17 protein-coding genes are annotated in these 13,272 nt (G+C 66.2%); 12 read left to right on the forward strand and 5 right to left on the reverse strand.

Annotation, left to right across the window (positions count from 1 at the left end; genetic code table 11):
• Window positions 1-55: 55 nt before the first annotated feature.
• The 12 genes from OCI36_RS05720 (at window position 56) to OCI36_RS05775 (ending at window position 9,344) form a co-directional block, all read left to right on the forward strand.
• Window positions 56-439: a VOC family protein gene (locus OCI36_RS05720; protein ID WP_261664121.1), complete on the forward strand. Its 384-nt coding sequence runs from the start codon at window positions 56-58 to the stop codon at window positions 437-439.
• A 152-nt stretch (window positions 440-591) separates the two neighbouring features.
• Window positions 592-798 (forward strand): 50S ribosomal protein L35, encoded by a 207-nt coding sequence (rpmI, locus tag OCI36_RS05725; protein ID WP_261664122.1) that lies wholly within the window; start codon window positions 592-594, stop codon window positions 796-798.
• On the forward strand, window positions 798-1,169 hold the full coding sequence (gene rplT / locus OCI36_RS05730) for a 50S ribosomal protein L20 (RefSeq protein WP_261664123.1): 372 nt from the start codon (window positions 798-800) through the stop codon (window positions 1,167-1,169). The genes rpmI and rplT overlap by 1 nt, the downstream gene beginning before the upstream one ends.
• Before the next feature lie 91 nt (window positions 1,170-1,260).
• A complete protein-coding gene (ppgK, locus tag OCI36_RS05735) occupies window positions 1,261-2,043 on the forward strand; it encodes a polyphosphate--glucose phosphotransferase (protein WP_261664124.1) in 783 nt (260 codons plus the stop codon).
• Window positions 2,044-2,046: 3 nt separating this feature from the next.
• Window positions 2,047-2,802: a copper homeostasis protein CutC gene (locus tag OCI36_RS05740; RefSeq protein WP_261664125.1), complete on the forward strand. Its 756-nt coding sequence runs from the start codon at window positions 2,047-2,049 to the stop codon at window positions 2,800-2,802.
• Complete coding sequence (locus OCI36_RS05745) at window positions 2,799-4,004, forward strand: amidohydrolase family protein (RefSeq protein ID WP_261664126.1); 1,206 nt, start codon at window positions 2,799-2,801, stop codon at window positions 4,002-4,004. The genes OCI36_RS05740 and OCI36_RS05745 overlap by 4 nt, the downstream gene beginning before the upstream one ends.
• A gap of 191 nt (window positions 4,005-4,195) precedes the next feature.
• Window positions 4,196-4,378, forward strand: a complete 183-nt coding sequence (locus tag OCI36_RS05750; RefSeq protein ID WP_261664127.1) for a hypothetical protein — start codon at window positions 4,196-4,198, stop codon at window positions 4,376-4,378.
• An 87-nt stretch (window positions 4,379-4,465) separates the two neighbouring features.
• A complete protein-coding gene (locus tag OCI36_RS05755) occupies window positions 4,466-6,082 on the forward strand; it encodes a heavy metal translocating P-type ATPase (RefSeq protein WP_261664128.1) in 1,617 nt (538 codons plus the stop codon).
• Between the two features lie 107 nt (window positions 6,083-6,189).
• Complete coding sequence (locus OCI36_RS05760; RefSeq protein ID WP_261664129.1) at window positions 6,190-6,726, forward strand: heme-binding domain-containing protein; 537 nt, start codon at window positions 6,190-6,192, stop codon at window positions 6,724-6,726.
• Window positions 6,727-6,826: 100 nt separating this feature from the next.
• The gene (locus OCI36_RS05765) at window positions 6,827-7,018 is read left to right on the forward strand and encodes a hypothetical protein (RefSeq protein WP_261664130.1); all 192 of its coding nucleotides are present in this window, start codon (window positions 6,827-6,829) and stop codon (window positions 7,016-7,018) included.
• Between the two features lie 141 nt (window positions 7,019-7,159).
• The gene (locus OCI36_RS05770; protein ID WP_261664131.1) at window positions 7,160-8,353 is read left to right on the forward strand and encodes a tetratricopeptide repeat protein; all 1,194 of its coding nucleotides are present in this window, start codon (window positions 7,160-7,162) and stop codon (window positions 8,351-8,353) included.
• Between the two features lie 286 nt (window positions 8,354-8,639).
• Window positions 8,640-9,344, forward strand: a complete 705-nt coding sequence (locus OCI36_RS05775) for a tetratricopeptide repeat protein (protein WP_261664132.1) — start codon at window positions 8,640-8,642, stop codon at window positions 9,342-9,344.
• A 96-nt stretch (window positions 9,345-9,440) separates the two neighbouring features.
• On the opposite strand, the gene dtd is transcribed toward OCI36_RS05775, so the two are convergent.
• The 5 genes from dtd to OCI36_RS05800 form a co-directional block, all read right to left on the reverse strand.
• The gene (gene dtd, locus OCI36_RS05780; RefSeq protein WP_261664133.1) at window positions 9,441-9,890 is read right to left on the reverse strand and encodes a D-aminoacyl-tRNA deacylase; all 450 of its coding nucleotides are present in this window, start codon (window positions 9,888-9,890) and stop codon (window positions 9,441-9,443) included.
• Complete coding sequence (locus tag OCI36_RS05785; RefSeq protein WP_261664134.1) at window positions 9,890-10,186, reverse strand: DUF1844 domain-containing protein; 297 nt, start codon at window positions 10,184-10,186, stop codon at window positions 9,890-9,892. The genes dtd and OCI36_RS05785 overlap by 1 nt, the downstream gene beginning before the upstream one ends.
• 84 nt (window positions 10,187-10,270) lie before the next feature.
• A complete protein-coding gene (locus tag OCI36_RS05790; protein ID WP_261664135.1) occupies window positions 10,271-11,326 on the reverse strand; it encodes a type III polyketide synthase in 1,056 nt (351 codons plus the stop codon).
• A gap of 143 nt (window positions 11,327-11,469) precedes the next feature.
• The gene (locus OCI36_RS05795; RefSeq protein ID WP_261664136.1) at window positions 11,470-11,916 is read right to left on the reverse strand and encodes a hypothetical protein; all 447 of its coding nucleotides are present in this window, start codon (window positions 11,914-11,916) and stop codon (window positions 11,470-11,472) included.
• A 202-nt stretch (window positions 11,917-12,118) separates the two neighbouring features.
• The gene (locus OCI36_RS05800; RefSeq protein ID WP_261664137.1) at window positions 12,119-13,090 is read right to left on the reverse strand and encodes an aldo/keto reductase; all 972 of its coding nucleotides are present in this window, start codon (window positions 13,088-13,090) and stop codon (window positions 12,119-12,121) included.
• Window positions 13,091-13,272 lie beyond the last annotated feature (182 nt).

Below are 13,272 nucleotides of genomic sequence, written 5' to 3' on the forward strand. Positions count from 1 at the left end.
ATTGTACTTCTGCTGGTGACAACACAGCATCACTTGCAAGCCTTACCTTTATGGCATGACCTTGCTGACCGGACTGGACCATGTGCAGATAGAGGCCCCCGCTGGCTGTGAGGCGGCCGCACGGCAATTTTTCACCGGAGTGCTGGGTCTGCCGGAGTTGAGCAAGCCCCCGATCCTGGCTGCCCGTGGCGGCTGCTGGTTCGGGCTGCCGGATGGACGGCAACTTCACGTCGGCGTGGCAGCGGATTTCCAGGCACGCCACAAAGGCCATCCGGCCCTGCGCTGCGCCGACCTGGGGGCGGTGGGCCAGCAACTGGACACCCATGGCGTCTCCTGGCAGGCCGACGAGGAAGCCGGCGTGCCGCGCCTTTTTTTACAGGACCCCTGGGGCAACCGGCTGGAAATCGTGCAGGGACAGCATCCATCCCGGGCGACTTGAACCGCCACCGCCGGAACGCTACAATTTTCAGTTGGCAAAGTGGGGTGTAAGAACAGGCGCCTAACGACTTTCAAAACACAAGCTGAAAGTGGCCTGACCCCCAGACGGCGGCTCTGCTGCACGCAGATGCCGGACCGCCTCAAAGGAGAACTATGCCCAAGATGAAGACCAAGAAGAGCGCCACCCGCCGGATTAAGATCACGGCAACCGGCAAAGTCATGGCGTTCAAGAGTGGCAAGCGCCACCAGAACACCGGCAAGAGCGGGAACGACATCAGCAAAAAGGGCAAGGGCTTTGTGCTGGCCAAGAGCGAATGGGCCCGTATGAAGGCGATGAAGCCTTACGCAGGAGGTAAATAATGGCTCGCGCTAAGACTGGTATCATCCGCCGCCGCCGTCACAAGAAGGTCCTGAAGCGGGCCAAGGGCTTCTGGGGTTCTCGCTCCAAGCAGTACCGCAATGCCTTCCAGACCCTGCTGAACGCCGCGACCTACGAGTACCGCGACCGCCGCAACAAGAAGCGTGACTTCCGCCGCCTGTGGATCCAGCGTATCAACGCCGGCGCCCGCCTGCACGGCATGAACTACTCCACCTTCATGAACGGCCTGAAGCTGGCCGGTGTGGACCTCAACCGCAAGGTGCTGGCCGACATCGCCGCCCGCGAACCCGAAACCTTCAAGGCCCTGGTGGACACCGCCAAGCAGGCCCGCGAAGGCCAGAAGGCCGCCTGAGTCTCAGTTCAGCTTAAGCAGAATGCCGCCCTCCGGGGCGGTTTTTTTATGGGGCGCGGCGGCCCCGGGACTCTCTGCTAGCATTTGCCCCATGGACGTGGTCTTAGGCGTGGATATCGGCGGCAGTGGCATGAAAGCGGCGCCAGTGGATGTGACAACCGGCGAACTGCTGGCCGAGCGAATGCGAATCCCTACTCCCCAGGGCGCTGAGCCGGACGCCGTGCTGGACGTGCTGGGCCAGCTGATGCGGCATTTCGACTATCAGGGCACGGTGGGGGTGACGTTTCCCGGCATCGTGCAGGGGGGCCGCACCCTGAGCGCTGCCAACGTGAGCGAGCAGTGGGTGGGCATGGACGCCGATACTTTCATGACCCAGGGTCTGGGCGACGACTTTGACGTGCACCTGCTGAACGACGCCGACGCCGCCGGACTGGCCGAAGCCCGCTTCGGGGCCGCGCAGGGCGTGCAGGGCACCGTACTGGTGGTCACGCTGGGCACCGGCATCGGCTCGGCCCTGCTGATGGACGGGCAGCTGGTGCCCAACACCGAACTGGGCCACCTCTTCCTGCAAAGCCGCAGTGGCAAGGCCCGGCACGCCGAAAGCTGGGCCTCGGCGCGGGTACGCGAGGACAAGGGCCTCAGTTACGAGGAATGGGGCGGGCGGGTCAGCCGTTACCTGAACCACCTAGAGTTGCTGTTCAGCCCCACGCTGTTCGTGGTGGGCGGCGGCGTCAGCAAAAAGGCCGACAAATGGCTGCCTTACGTGCAGCTGGAACGCAGCCGGGTGGTCCCGGCCGCCCTGAAGAACGAAGCCGGCATCGTGGGGGCCGCCATGTACGCTGCGCAGCAGCGGCCCAGCTTGGGCGAAGGCTGAAGCGTGGCAGCCGCACCGGAACCGGCCGCCGGGCCGCTGCTGGAAGTCTGCGTGGACAGCCTGAGCAGCGCCCGGCAGGCCGTCTCGGGAGGCGCCGACCGGCTGGAACTGTGCAGCGGCCTCAGCAGCGGCGGCCTGACACCCTCGCCGGCGCTGACCCGCGCCGTGTGCGCGCTGGGCGTGCCGGTGCATGTGCTGATACGCGTCCGCGAAGGCCCCTTCCAGTTCACCCCGGATGAAGTGGGGCTGATGGCGGAAGAACTCCAGGATGCGGCGCAGGCCGGGGCCGCCGGCGTGGTGGTAGGCGCCCTGGCGGAAAACGGCGAACTGGACGCGGCCGCCATGCGCCTCTGGGCCGAGGTCGCGGCTGCGGCCGGCCTGCAGGCGGTGTGCCACCGCGCTTTTGACCTGAGCGCTGATCTGCAGCAGAGTCTGGAACAGCTGCAGGGCTGGGGGTACAGCGGCGTGCTCACCTCGGGAGGCGCCCCCACGGCGCTGGCCGGCGCTGACCAGCTGTGGCACTTGCAAACCCAGGCTGGCCCCCACTTCGAGGTGCTGGCTGGCAGCGGAGTCCGTCCAGGCCACCTGCCCGAATTGCTGCGGCGAAGCGGGGTCCGGGCGGTTCACGGCTCTTTTTCGGAACTGCGGCCGGCAGCAGAGGACCGCCCTAGCCTGGGCTTCGACCTGCGCGAGCGCTGCACCGTGGCGTCTCAGGTGGCGCAGGCGCGGCAGACGCTGCGGGAGATACTGGGGGCATGACCGACCCCCAGCCCGCCCAAACCTCCGCTGACCTCTTCCCCATCCTGTATACCGCCGGCACCCTTTTTACCGGCCTCGGCGGAGCGCAGTCGCCCGGCGGCGTGATCGTCTCGCGCGGCTCCCTCGCATCCAAGCCGGCGGTGGCGGCCACCGGCCATCCGGATTTGCTGCGGCAGAATTATCCCCAGGCGCGTGAGGTGGACGCCGGCGACATCATCTCCCCGCTGCCGGCCAACGCCCACACCCACCTGGACATGAGCGCCTACCGCTTTCAGGCGCTGCCCTATTTTCGCTGGATTCCTGAAGTGGCGGTCGCCCAGCAGGCCCAGCGTGGGCTGGCCGGAGCCCTGGCCGGCGCAGAAACCCTGGCGCGGCTGGGGCAGCCGGTAGGCGACATCGTCTGGGATCCGGCGGTGATGGAAGCGCTGCTGCCCCGCGAAGACCTGAGCGGCGTGCTGTATTTCGAGGTGCTGGGGCCCCGCCCCGAGCAGGCCCAGGAACGCTTTGCCCGCTTCCGCGAGCAGATAGAGGGTTTCCGCCGGCTGGAGCGCCCCGGTGGGCTGCGGGTGGGGGTCTCGCCGCACGCCACCTACACGGTCAGCGCTCCGCTGCTGCAGCTGGTGACCGAGTACGCGGCCGGCGAGGGCCTGCCGGTACAGATTCATACCGCCGAGCATCCTGGCGAGCTGGAACTGTACGCCACCGGCGCCGGCCCCATCTGGGAGCACCGGCTGCCCGCCCTGTATCCGGCCACGTTCGCGGAAGTGATGGGCCGCCCGCCGGAGCCGGACCTGACCCCGGTGCGCTACCTGGATGAACTGGGAGTGCTGCGGCACCGGCCCACGCTGGTGCACATGGTGAACGTGACTGCAGAGGACATCCGCCGGGTGGCGGAGGCCGGGTGCGCCGTGGTCAGCTGCCCGCGCTCCAACGCCAACCTGGAATGCGGGCGCTTTCCGCTGGCCGAGTTCCTGGCGGCGGGGGTTGAGGTCGCGCTGGGCACCGACTCGGTGGCGAGCGGCGAAACGCTGGATATTCGCGATGAGCTGGCTTTTGCCCGTGAGCGCTATCCCGAAATGGACCCCCGCGTGCTGCTGCGGGCGGCCGTCAAGGGTGGAGCGCGGGTGCTGGGGCTGCCAGTGCCGCAGATTCGCCGGGGCGAGCCGTGGCGGGACGAGTACCTCTGGAGCCGCAGCGACTAAGCTATACAGAGCGAACTCTCTACTCCTTCCCCGTCGCCCGGCCCAGGCGGCGGGTTTTTTTGGGCCTGCTCAGGCAGTCTCAATCCCGACTACTCCGGTATGTTTCCTGCGTTGAGAGCGGCATAAGGATAGGTTACAATATCCTTAGTAGGAACGATTCTCAATAATCAACGCTTTCCAAGGAGCCGAAGATGACCTCACCTTCTACTGTCAATAAGAATGGCCAGCCAGTGCCGCCGGCCCCCCAGACGGAGGCGCCGGCCACCCAGGCTTTCCGGCTTTCGCCCGAGCTGCGCCGCGCGGTGCTGCTGACCTGCCTGACGTTGGTGGGCCTGCTGGGCGAATATCTGCTGAAGCTGCCGGCCCTGATGTAGGGCGGCTACCTGCTGGCTTTCCTGACCGGCGGCATTCCGGCGGCCCGCGAAGCCATTCACACCCTGACCACCGAGCGCCAGCTGGACGTGGACCTGCTGATGGTGCTGGCCGCACTGGGGGCCGCCAGCATCGGGCAAGCTGCTGACGGCGCCATTTTGCTGTTCCTGTTCAGCCTCTCCAACACCCTGCAGGACTGGGCGATGGGCCGCACCAAGAACGCCATCGCCGCGCTGATGGACCTCAGCCCCGAAGGCGCCACCATCCGGCGTGACGGAGTGGAGCGCTGGTGTCAGCTGGGCGAGATTCAGGTGGGCGACCTGCTGCTGGTGCGCCCCGGCGAGCGCATCGCCGCCGACGCGCGGGTGGTGCAGGGCAACACGGCCGTGGACGAATCACCCATCACCGGCGAAAGCCGCCCGGTGGATAAGGCCGTAGGCGCCGAGCTGGCGTCGGGCACCGTGAACCTGAACGGCAGCGTGGAGGCCGAAGTCGTGCGCCCCGCCGGAGAAAGTACCCTGGCACGGCTGGTGGGCCTGATGGAACAAGCCCAGACCGAGAAAAGCCGCACCGAAACGCTGACCGAACGCTGGGAAAGCCCCTACGCCACCACCGTGCTGCTGGCGGTGCCGCTGGTGTTCGCCGGGCTGCATTTCCTGGGCGGGCTGGAGACGGCGGCGGCCTGGTACCGCGCCATGACCTTTATGGTGGTCGCCAGCCCCTGCGCCGTGGTAATTTCCACCCCCGCCGTGATGCTGAGCGCGATGGCAGCGGCGGCCAGAGGTGGTGTGCTGTTCAAGAGCAGCGCCGCGCTGGACGCTTTGGCCGGCGTGAATACAGTTGCCTTCGATAAGACCGGCACCCTGACCCAGGCCAAGATGACCCTGACCCGCACCGTGGCCGACGACGAACCGGCCGCGCTGGCGCTGGCCGCCGGCCTGGAAGCGCACTCCGAGCACCCCATCGCCCAGGCCATCGTGCAGGCGGCGCAGGAGCGCGGCATTGCGCCGCAGCGGGTCAGTGACGCCCAGGCCATTCCCGGCCACGGCATCGAAGCGCGGACAGAAAATGGCGATAAGGCCTGGGCCGGCAATCTGCGGCTGATGCAGCGTGAAGGTGCGTCACTGACCCCTGCCCAGGACACTGCCCTGGCCGAGCTGAACGCACAGGGCAGCTCGACAGTGGTAATCGGTCTGGGCTCTCAGGTGCTGGGCGTGATGGGCGTGGCCGACGCGCTGCGCCCCGGCATCGCTCAGGCAGTGGCCGGGCTGAAGGCCGCCGGCGTGGCGCAGGAAGTGGGCCTCAGCGAGTACCGCGACGAGCTGCTCCCCGAAGACAAGCTGCGGATTATCGGTGAGCTGCCGGCCCCGGTGGCCATGATGGGCGACGGCGTGAACGACGCTCCGGCCCTGGCCCGCGCCGACCTGGGCGTGGCGGTCGGCTCCGGTACCGACGTGGCCATCGAATCGGCCGACGTGGTGCTGATGCAGAGTGACCTGAACAAGCTGGGCGGCGCCGTGCGGCTGGCCCGCGAAGCCCGGCGCACTGTGAAATTCAACCTGACCTTCGCTTTCGGCGTCATCCTGCTAATTTCGCCGCTGGCGATTGCCGGACACGTGCCGCTGCCGCTGGGCGTGGTGGCGCACGAAGGCGGCACCGTGTTCGTGGTGTTCATGGGCCTGCGCCTGCTGCGCCGTCAGGTCTAGGAGAACTAGAGAAATAAAGGGAAGGCGCCGCCGGGCAGTTGGTCCCGCCCGCCTTCTTTTTTTCCAACCCCGCCCCTCTTTCCGCATTCAAGTAGGAGAACCTCACTATGACCCCTCCCGAACGTCACCTGCAGGCCACTGGCCCCCGCCCCTCCAGCAACCGCACTTCCGGCAACCGTTCTACTGGCAATTGGGCCAAGTGGCTGGGAGCTCTGGCCGCCGCCCTGGTATTGCTGCAACTGATTCCCTACGGCCGTGCCCACACCAATCCGCCGGTGCAAGCCACGCCGCCGTGGGACAGCCCCCAGACCGAGCAACTGTTCACGCGGGCCTGCGCCGCCTGCCACAGCAACCAGACCACCTGGCCGTGGTATTCCAACGTGGCCCCCGTCTCCTGGCTGGTTCAGAACCACGTGGATGAAGGCCGCTCCAAATTCAACGTGAGTGTGCCCGGTTTCGGCCCGGAAGCTGACGAGGCGGCCAAAACGGTGCAGAAGGGCGAAATGCCCGAAAAGACCTACCTGCCGCTGCACCCTGAAGCGCGCCTGACCCCAGCCGAAACCCAGGCCCTGGTTAGTGGGCTGCAAAAGACCTTCAGTGGTGAGGGCGGCGGCGAAGGCGGCCCAGAAGGCTGGGACGACTGAGAAGACAGCCGGAGCGTCAATGATCTCACAAGGCCTTTTCCATCCCCCGGCCGGTGTAGGCGCGTTACGCTCAATTCATCTCAGACAGGAGGTACAACCCATGAGTGACCCGAACCATCCCGCCCGGACCGAGACCAGCCCCGAAGGTGGCGACAAAGACACCAACAACCTGCACGACATCAAAGATGTGCAGGAACAGGGCATGCTGGACAAAGCCAAGCAGGTAGACCAGACGCCGGAATCGGTGGCCGGCAGTGACGTGGGCCAGACTCGTCTGCCTCAGAGCCGCTGAACTTTCTGCCGGCTTTTGAGCCCCAGGCCCCCACGCCGGGGGCTTTTTTTGGACCTGAACATTCAGGCAGGGACAGCCTGAACAGAGACGTTTTGGGTATGAACACAGGGTTCATGAGTCCCGTTTTATAGTGGAGGAACTGTGAGCATTCTGACTTCCAAGTGGTTGCGGCTGAGCGCCGGACTCCTCGCGTTGACGTTGCCGGCCGCTCAGGCACAGGCTGAAGTGCAGACGCCCACCCCGGCTCCGGCCATCTCGGCCAGCAATTATGTGACGGTGGGCCAGTTCTATTACGGCCAGGGCAACTTCCAGCGGGCCGCTGTGGCCTATGACGCTGCCGTGCGCGCTAACCCAACCAACCCCGACGCCCTGCTGGGGCTGGCCCGCTCGCAGACCCGGCTGGGCCAGAGCGAGGCGGCCGCCGCCACCCTGAACCGCCTGATTGAACTGGACCCGGCCAACATCAGTGCCCGGATCGCGCTTTCGCAGGCCTATTCACAGGCTTTCCGCCAGTCGCGGCTGCCTCAGCCGGGCAGTGCTGAGTCAGCTGGCACCAGGCCAGCCGCCAACAGCGACCCCCAGCTGCGTGCGGCGCTGAGCGCTCTGGACGCCGCCGAAGGGGCGCTAAGCAGCCTTCCTGCCAGCCGCCGGGGCACCGAAGGCAGCAAGATCTGGAACGAGCGCGGCTATGTGTTGCGCTTTCAGGGCGACCTGCCGGGCGCAGTGCGGGCTTTTCAGCAGGCCAGCCGCCTCAACCCGCAGGAGAGCGTAATTCTGTTCAACCTGGCCGAAACCCAGTACGCCAGCGGTGACCTGCCGGGCGCCACCGCCACCATTCAGCGGGCCGTACTGGCGCAGCCGCGTGACGGCCTCAACCGCGCCTACTTTGCCCGCCTGCTGGCCGAGGGCGGCAACTTTGCGGTGGCCCGCCCACAGGCCGCACTGGCGGTGCAGCTGGCCCCGGCCAGTGCCTATGCAGCGGGGCAGTATGGGGTGGTCAGTTACCTGGCACGCGAACCGCGCACTGCCCGTGAACAGCTGGAGCGAGCGCCACAGCTGAGCGGCGGCAGCTACCCCGACTTCTCGTATTATCTGGGCCGGCTGAATCTGGACGCCGGCGACCTGCCCCGCGCCCGTGCCAACTTTGCTGACGCCGCCACCACCGGCGAGAACCCCGAAGCGTTCTATTACCTGGGTCTCAGCCTGGAACGCAGCAGCGCGGCCGCCGCTACGCAGCCCGAGCAGGCGGCTGCCGCTTACCGCCGTGCCCTGGCGCTGCGGCCTGTCTATCCCCAGGCCAGCGAAGGGCTGGAGCGTCTGGGCCAGCGTCCCTGAAGCGGGCAGAGCAGCCAAGCTGTGCGGCGGCCAAACTCTACAGGCCGCCGTTTCTGCTGCCTTGCTGGCCGCTCTTGACAAACGATTTAAAATCCAGCTGACAATTTGTCAAGGTACTTGTATTTCAGCTCCCGTTTTGTTCATTTGACCGAGGCTAAACTTGGACTCGATTCAAATCAAACAGATATTCAGGCCTGGGTAGGGCTTCTGCTCCATTGAAGCTCACAGACTTACCAGACTGAACAATGGGCAGCCGCTGCTATGCGGTCTTGCCTCGGAGGAGACTATGTACAAGACCCCGATGCCTACTCTTGCCCTGGGCGTAGCCCTGACCCTCAGCACCGCCGGCGCCCAGAGCCTCAGCGCTGCCCAGAGCAAACTGGATTCCGGCGACTGGCAGGGCGCCGCCAAAGCGGCCGCCGCACTGAACACCAGCGACGGTTACGCCCTGGCCGCTGAAGCCACCACCCTGGGTGCCGGCATGAACGGCAATAAGGCCCTTTACCAGCAGGCTCAGGGCTACGCTCAGAAGGCCATCAGCATGAACAAGAACAATGCTGAAGGCTACTTTGAGCTGGCCCGCGCCCAGGGCCGTCTGGCCCAGAGTGCCGGTATCCTGCAGAGCCTCAGCCTGGCCGGCAACATGAAGACCAACCTGCAAAAGGCCATCAGCCTCAAGCCCAACATGGCCAGTGCCTACGTGGCCCTGGGTCTGTGGAACGCCGAACTGTCTGCCAAGGGTGGCGCAGCCCGCGCAGCCACCGGCGCCAAGCCTGATCAGGTGGTGCCTAACTTCAACAAGGCCATCGGCCTAGAACCTAACCGCATCATTCACCGCCTGGAATACGCCCGCGCCCTGATGCTGCTGGGCAACAGCAACAAGGCCCAGGCCGTGGCCCAGCTGAACAAGGCTGTATCGCTGCCCGCCAACACCTTCTGGGACAAGCGCGACAAGCAGGCTGCCCAGCAGCTGCTGGCCAAGCTGAAGTAATCTCCAAGCCATAAAAAGCCGGGCAACAGGATTCCCCGTTGCCCGGCTTTTTGCTGTGTCAGAGCTGCCGGTTGCGGCAGCGGCCAGCCAGCAAGCTTATTTCCAGTCGTCCGTGTCCAGCAGCAGGGTGACCGGGCCGTCGTTGAGCAGTTCAATCTGCATATCTGCGCCGAAGATGCCCTCCTCCACTGGCAAGTTCTCGGCACGCAGCGCGGCGTTGAAGGCCTGATACAGTTTCTGAGCCTGCGCCGGAGCGGCCGCGCCGGTAAAGCTGGGCCGGTTCCCGCGCCGGGTGTCGGCATAGAGGGTGAACTGGCTGATGCTGAGTACGGCGCCGCCGATATCCGTCACCGAGAGGTTCATCTTGCCAGCATCATCGCTGAAGATGCGTAGCCGGGCAACTTTTTGTGCCAGCTGCTCAGCCTCGGCGGAGGTGTCCTCCGGGCCCACGCCCAGCAGCACGACCAGGCCCTGCCCGATCTGGCCGGTTACCTGCCCCTCCACCGTGCAGCGGCCCTGCGCCGCCCGCTGCAGGACCGCCCGCATCAGTTCGGCTCCGCCGCCGCTGCCCCGGCCTGAGCCGCTTTCGCTGCCTGCAGCTCGCGCACCGAGGCCACCGCGTCGCTGAGAATCTCGGCTTCTTCAAAGTCGAGGTTGCCGCGGGTCTTCTCGGCCAGCATCACCAGCAGCCGCAGGGAACGCTCGGCCACCTGCGCCGAGCGCGATTCGTCCAGCAGGCCGTCGCGGGCCGCGCTGCTGGTGGCCGCATTGAGCTGGCCCAGGGCCGCTTCCGCCGTGGCCTGCACCGAAGTGACCAGCCCTACAAAATCAGGATTTGCCATAGGGGCCAGGGTAGCAGAGCATAGGGGCCAGCGGCGCGGCTCTGGGACGCATTTCGCTGACCCCTGTCATCACAGAGCTGGAGGTTAGAGGGCTTCGAGCAACACCTGTTCAGCGCTGAAGCCCGGGCCCATCGCGCTCAGCAGGCCGCGCCCCTTCACGCCGGACGCCAGCAACCGTTCCAGCACAAACAGCACGGTGGCGCTGCTCATGTTGCCGTGGCGCCGCAGCACGTCCCAGCTGGCGCTCAGGTCATCCGGTGACAGGTTGAGCACCTCGCCGTAAGCTTCCAGCACCTTCACGCCGCCGGGGTGAACGGCGTAAAAGGACAGGTCATCCTGAGTCCAGCCGGCGCTGTCCAGTGTCTCGGCTACGTTGCCTGCCATCATCTCGCGGACCAGGGCAGGAATACTGCGGCTGAAACGGACCCGCAGGCCCGCGTCCACCACGTCCCAACCCATGATGTCCTCGCTGTCGGGAATCAGGGTCGAGCGAGCACCGTGCAGCGCCAGCCGCGCCGGAGCCGCGTCCAGGTCAGGGGCGGTCAGGACCGCTGCGGCCGCGCCGTCGGCAAAGAGGGCCAGGCCCACCCAGTTGGAGGTGGATTCGTCCTGCGGCAGAAAAGTCAGGCTGCACAGCTCCACAGCCACGTACAGCACGGCGCGGTGTCCGGCCCGCACCAGGTCGGCGGCGCGGGCCAGCCCGCCGGCCCCACCGGCGCAGCCCAGGCCCCAGACCGGCAGCCGGGCCGCCTGCGGGCTGATGCCCAGGTGCTGAATCAGCCAGGCGTCCAGGCTGGGGGTGCTGATGCCGGTGGTATTCACCACCACCACGGCGTCAATGTCCTGTGGGGACACGCCCGCTTCGTCCAGCGCCTGCTGAGACAGCCGCCCGATCAAGGCGCGGGCTTCCTGCACAAACACGGCGTTCTTCTCGGCAAAGGAGTGGGGAGTCAGGTACCAGTCCAGCGGCCGCGACACGGCGCGCTCGTCAATGCGGGCATTGTGAAACACGCCCTGCAGACTGGACCGCGAAGCGAGGCGGGGAAACAGTTGCTCGGCAGTCTGCTGAATCTGGGCCTGGGTGGCCTGGTAGGGAGGGGTCCCGGTCACCAGGGAGCGCAGCACGGGGGTCTGTGTCATACCGTCTATTGTGCTCCCGAGCCAAGCAGCCGGCCGTAACCTTCACCGCAGGCGTGGCAGGAAAAGTGAGGTCAACAAGAAGGGGCCGCCCCGGAAATTCCCAGGCAGCCCCATCCAACGGTCATTTCCCGCGCTTGACTTTGTTACTTCTCGGCAAACAGGCCCAGGCGGTACTGGCAGCCGTCCTTTTCATTCGCGCAGTCGTACATCCTGATCATGGCGTAGATGGTCTGGCCAGCTTTCAGCTTGTCACCGTACACCACCGGAAAGTCGTCATCATAGTCGTCGCGGTACAGCAGGGTTCCGTCGGCGCCGAACAGCGACAGGTCGATGTCATAACATTCGTCATCACAGGCGGCCAGCACCAGATAGTTGCCATTGGCCGGCACCTTGAGCGGAATCAGGCGCTGACCGTCCGTTTCCAGGCGGCCCTGCACCGGCGCGCCCACGGCGCGGTAGTCGTCGGCGGTCACTTCTGCTACAACATCCTTGTAAGCGGGTACCGGATCGGCTGCCGGCACAGCCAGGGCCTGTGACAGGGTGAGAGAGGCAATCAGGGGCAGGGCGGCAAAGGTCAGAAATTGCTTCATAAGATGGTCTCCTCAGAGGATTCCTGATTGGCTCCGGCACCGTCTCGACCAGTCTGGACAGAGACAAGCAGACAGGGGCAAGGCAGACAAGTACTCCTAGTGTTCAACTGGAAGTTGCCAATGCAAGAGTCAGGAACCTGCGTTTAATCTACACCTTACCGCCTCCCCTGACGCCAAAGGTCAGGGCAGGTTCAACGCGCCCTTAAAGCAGTTCTTCTTCGTCGGAGAGTTCCTGGTGCCACTGGCTCTGGCCGGCCCGGTCCAGGCGAGCGAACTGTTCGTCACTCAGCACCAGCGAGGCCGCCGCCACGTTCTCGCGCAGGTGCGAGGGGCGGCCGGTGCCGGGAATCGGCAGCATGACCGGGCTACGGCGCAGCAGCCAGGCCAGCGCCACCTGCGCCGGGGTCGCTTGTAGCTCGGCGGCCACCTCGTCCAGCACACTGCCCTGACCTGTTAGCTGCCCGGCGCCCAGCGGATTCCAGGGCATAAAACCGATGCCCTGCGCGGCGCAGTAATTCAGGACATCCTCGCTTCTGCGGTAAACCAGGTTGTACATGTTCTGCACGGTCGCCACCGGAAAGTAGCGCTGCGCCAGCTCAATGTCTTCAATCTGGCACTCGCTGAGGCCCACATGCCGGATCACGCCTTCCTCGCGCAGTTCCCGGATAGCACTGAACTGTTCGTCGCGCGGCACCCGGCGGTCGATTCGGTGCAGCTGCCACAGGTCAATGCTTTCGACCCCCAGGCGGCGGCGCGAGAGCAGCGCGGCCTGCTTGAGATACTCCGGCCGGCCCAGCGCCCGCCACTCGCCGGGGCCGGGGCGCACCTGCCCGCCCTTGGTGGCCACCACCACGGTGTCGTAGGGGTGCAGGGCCTGCCGGATCCGTTCCTCGCTGATGTGCGGCCCGTAAGCGTCGGCAGTGTCAATCAGGCTGACGCCCAGCTGCGGCAACAGCGCCAGCAGTTCCTGCACCAGGGCCGGGTCGGCCGGTTCCCCCCAGCCGCCACGCCCCACGGTATGCAGGGCGCCGAAGCCCAGCCGGGCCACTGGCAGGTCACCGCCCAGGGCAAAAGTGCCGGCGGCGGCTGCACCGGCCGGCGGCTGCGGGGAAGAAACAGGCTCGGCCGCTGCTCCCGGCTGCGGGGCGGGCTGTTCGGGCGGTTGTTGGTTCATAGGGCTCCCTCAGGGGCTCAGCTCTGGCCTGCGGGGGCCAGAAAGAAAACGCTCACCCGGCCCCGGAAAAAGGCTGCACCCGGTCGGCCCTATTGTGAAAGGTGCGCCCGGCACCAATAGTGGCGGCGCCCTCTTGTTGTCCCACAGCCAGGGACCGGGCCTCACGGGTTACAGGCGGTGTC

It is taken from the genome of Deinococcus sp. Marseille-Q6407 (assembly GCF_946848805.1).
In the GTDB taxonomy this organism is placed as follows: Bacteria; Deinococcota; Deinococci; order Deinococcales; family Deinococcaceae; genus Deinococcus.

What these genes read in the sequence shown, in the direction of transcription:
- OCI36_RS05720 (WP_261664121.1), top strand. Translation starts at nt 56, where the DNA reads ATGACCTTGCTGACCGGACTGGACCATGTGCAGATAGAGGCCCCCGCT.
- rpmI (WP_261664122.1), top strand. Translation starts at nt 592, where the DNA reads ATGCCCAAGATGAAGACCAAGAAGAGCGCCACCCGCCGGATTAAGATC.
- rplT (WP_261664123.1), top strand. Translation starts at nt 798, where the DNA reads ATGGCTCGCGCTAAGACTGGTATCATCCGCCGCCGCCGTCACAAGAAG.
- ppgK (WP_261664124.1), top strand. Translation starts at nt 1,261, where the DNA reads ATGGACGTGGTCTTAGGCGTGGATATCGGCGGCAGTGGCATGAAAGCG.
- OCI36_RS05745 (WP_261664126.1), top strand. Translation starts at nt 2,799, where the DNA reads ATGACCGACCCCCAGCCCGCCCAAACCTCCGCTGACCTCTTCCCCATC.
- OCI36_RS05750 (WP_261664127.1), top strand. Translation starts at nt 4,196, where the DNA reads ATGACCTCACCTTCTACTGTCAATAAGAATGGCCAGCCAGTGCCGCCG.
- OCI36_RS05760 (WP_261664129.1), top strand. Translation starts at nt 6,190, where the DNA reads ATGACCCCTCCCGAACGTCACCTGCAGGCCACTGGCCCCCGCCCCTCC.
- OCI36_RS05765 (WP_261664130.1), top strand. Translation starts at nt 6,827, where the DNA reads ATGAGTGACCCGAACCATCCCGCCCGGACCGAGACCAGCCCCGAAGGT.
- OCI36_RS05775 (WP_261664132.1), top strand. Translation starts at nt 8,640, where the DNA reads ATGTACAAGACCCCGATGCCTACTCTTGCCCTGGGCGTAGCCCTGACC.
- dtd (WP_261664133.1), bottom strand. Translation starts at nt 9,890, where the DNA reads ATGCGGGCGGTCCTGCAGCGGGCGGCGCAGGGCCGCTGCACGGTGGAG.
- OCI36_RS05785 (WP_261664134.1), bottom strand. Translation starts at nt 10,186, where the DNA reads ATGGCAAATCCTGATTTTGTAGGGCTGGTCACTTCGGTGCAGGCCACG.
- OCI36_RS05790 (WP_261664135.1), bottom strand. Translation starts at nt 11,326, where the DNA reads ATGACACAGACCCCCGTGCTGCGCTCCCTGGTGACCGGGACCCCTCCC.
- OCI36_RS05795 (WP_261664136.1), bottom strand. Translation starts at nt 11,916, where the DNA reads ATGAAGCAATTTCTGACCTTTGCCGCCCTGCCCCTGATTGCCTCTCTC.
- OCI36_RS05800 (WP_261664137.1), bottom strand. Translation starts at nt 13,090, where the DNA reads ATGAACCAACAACCGCCCGAACAGCCCGCCCCGCAGCCGGGAGCAGCG.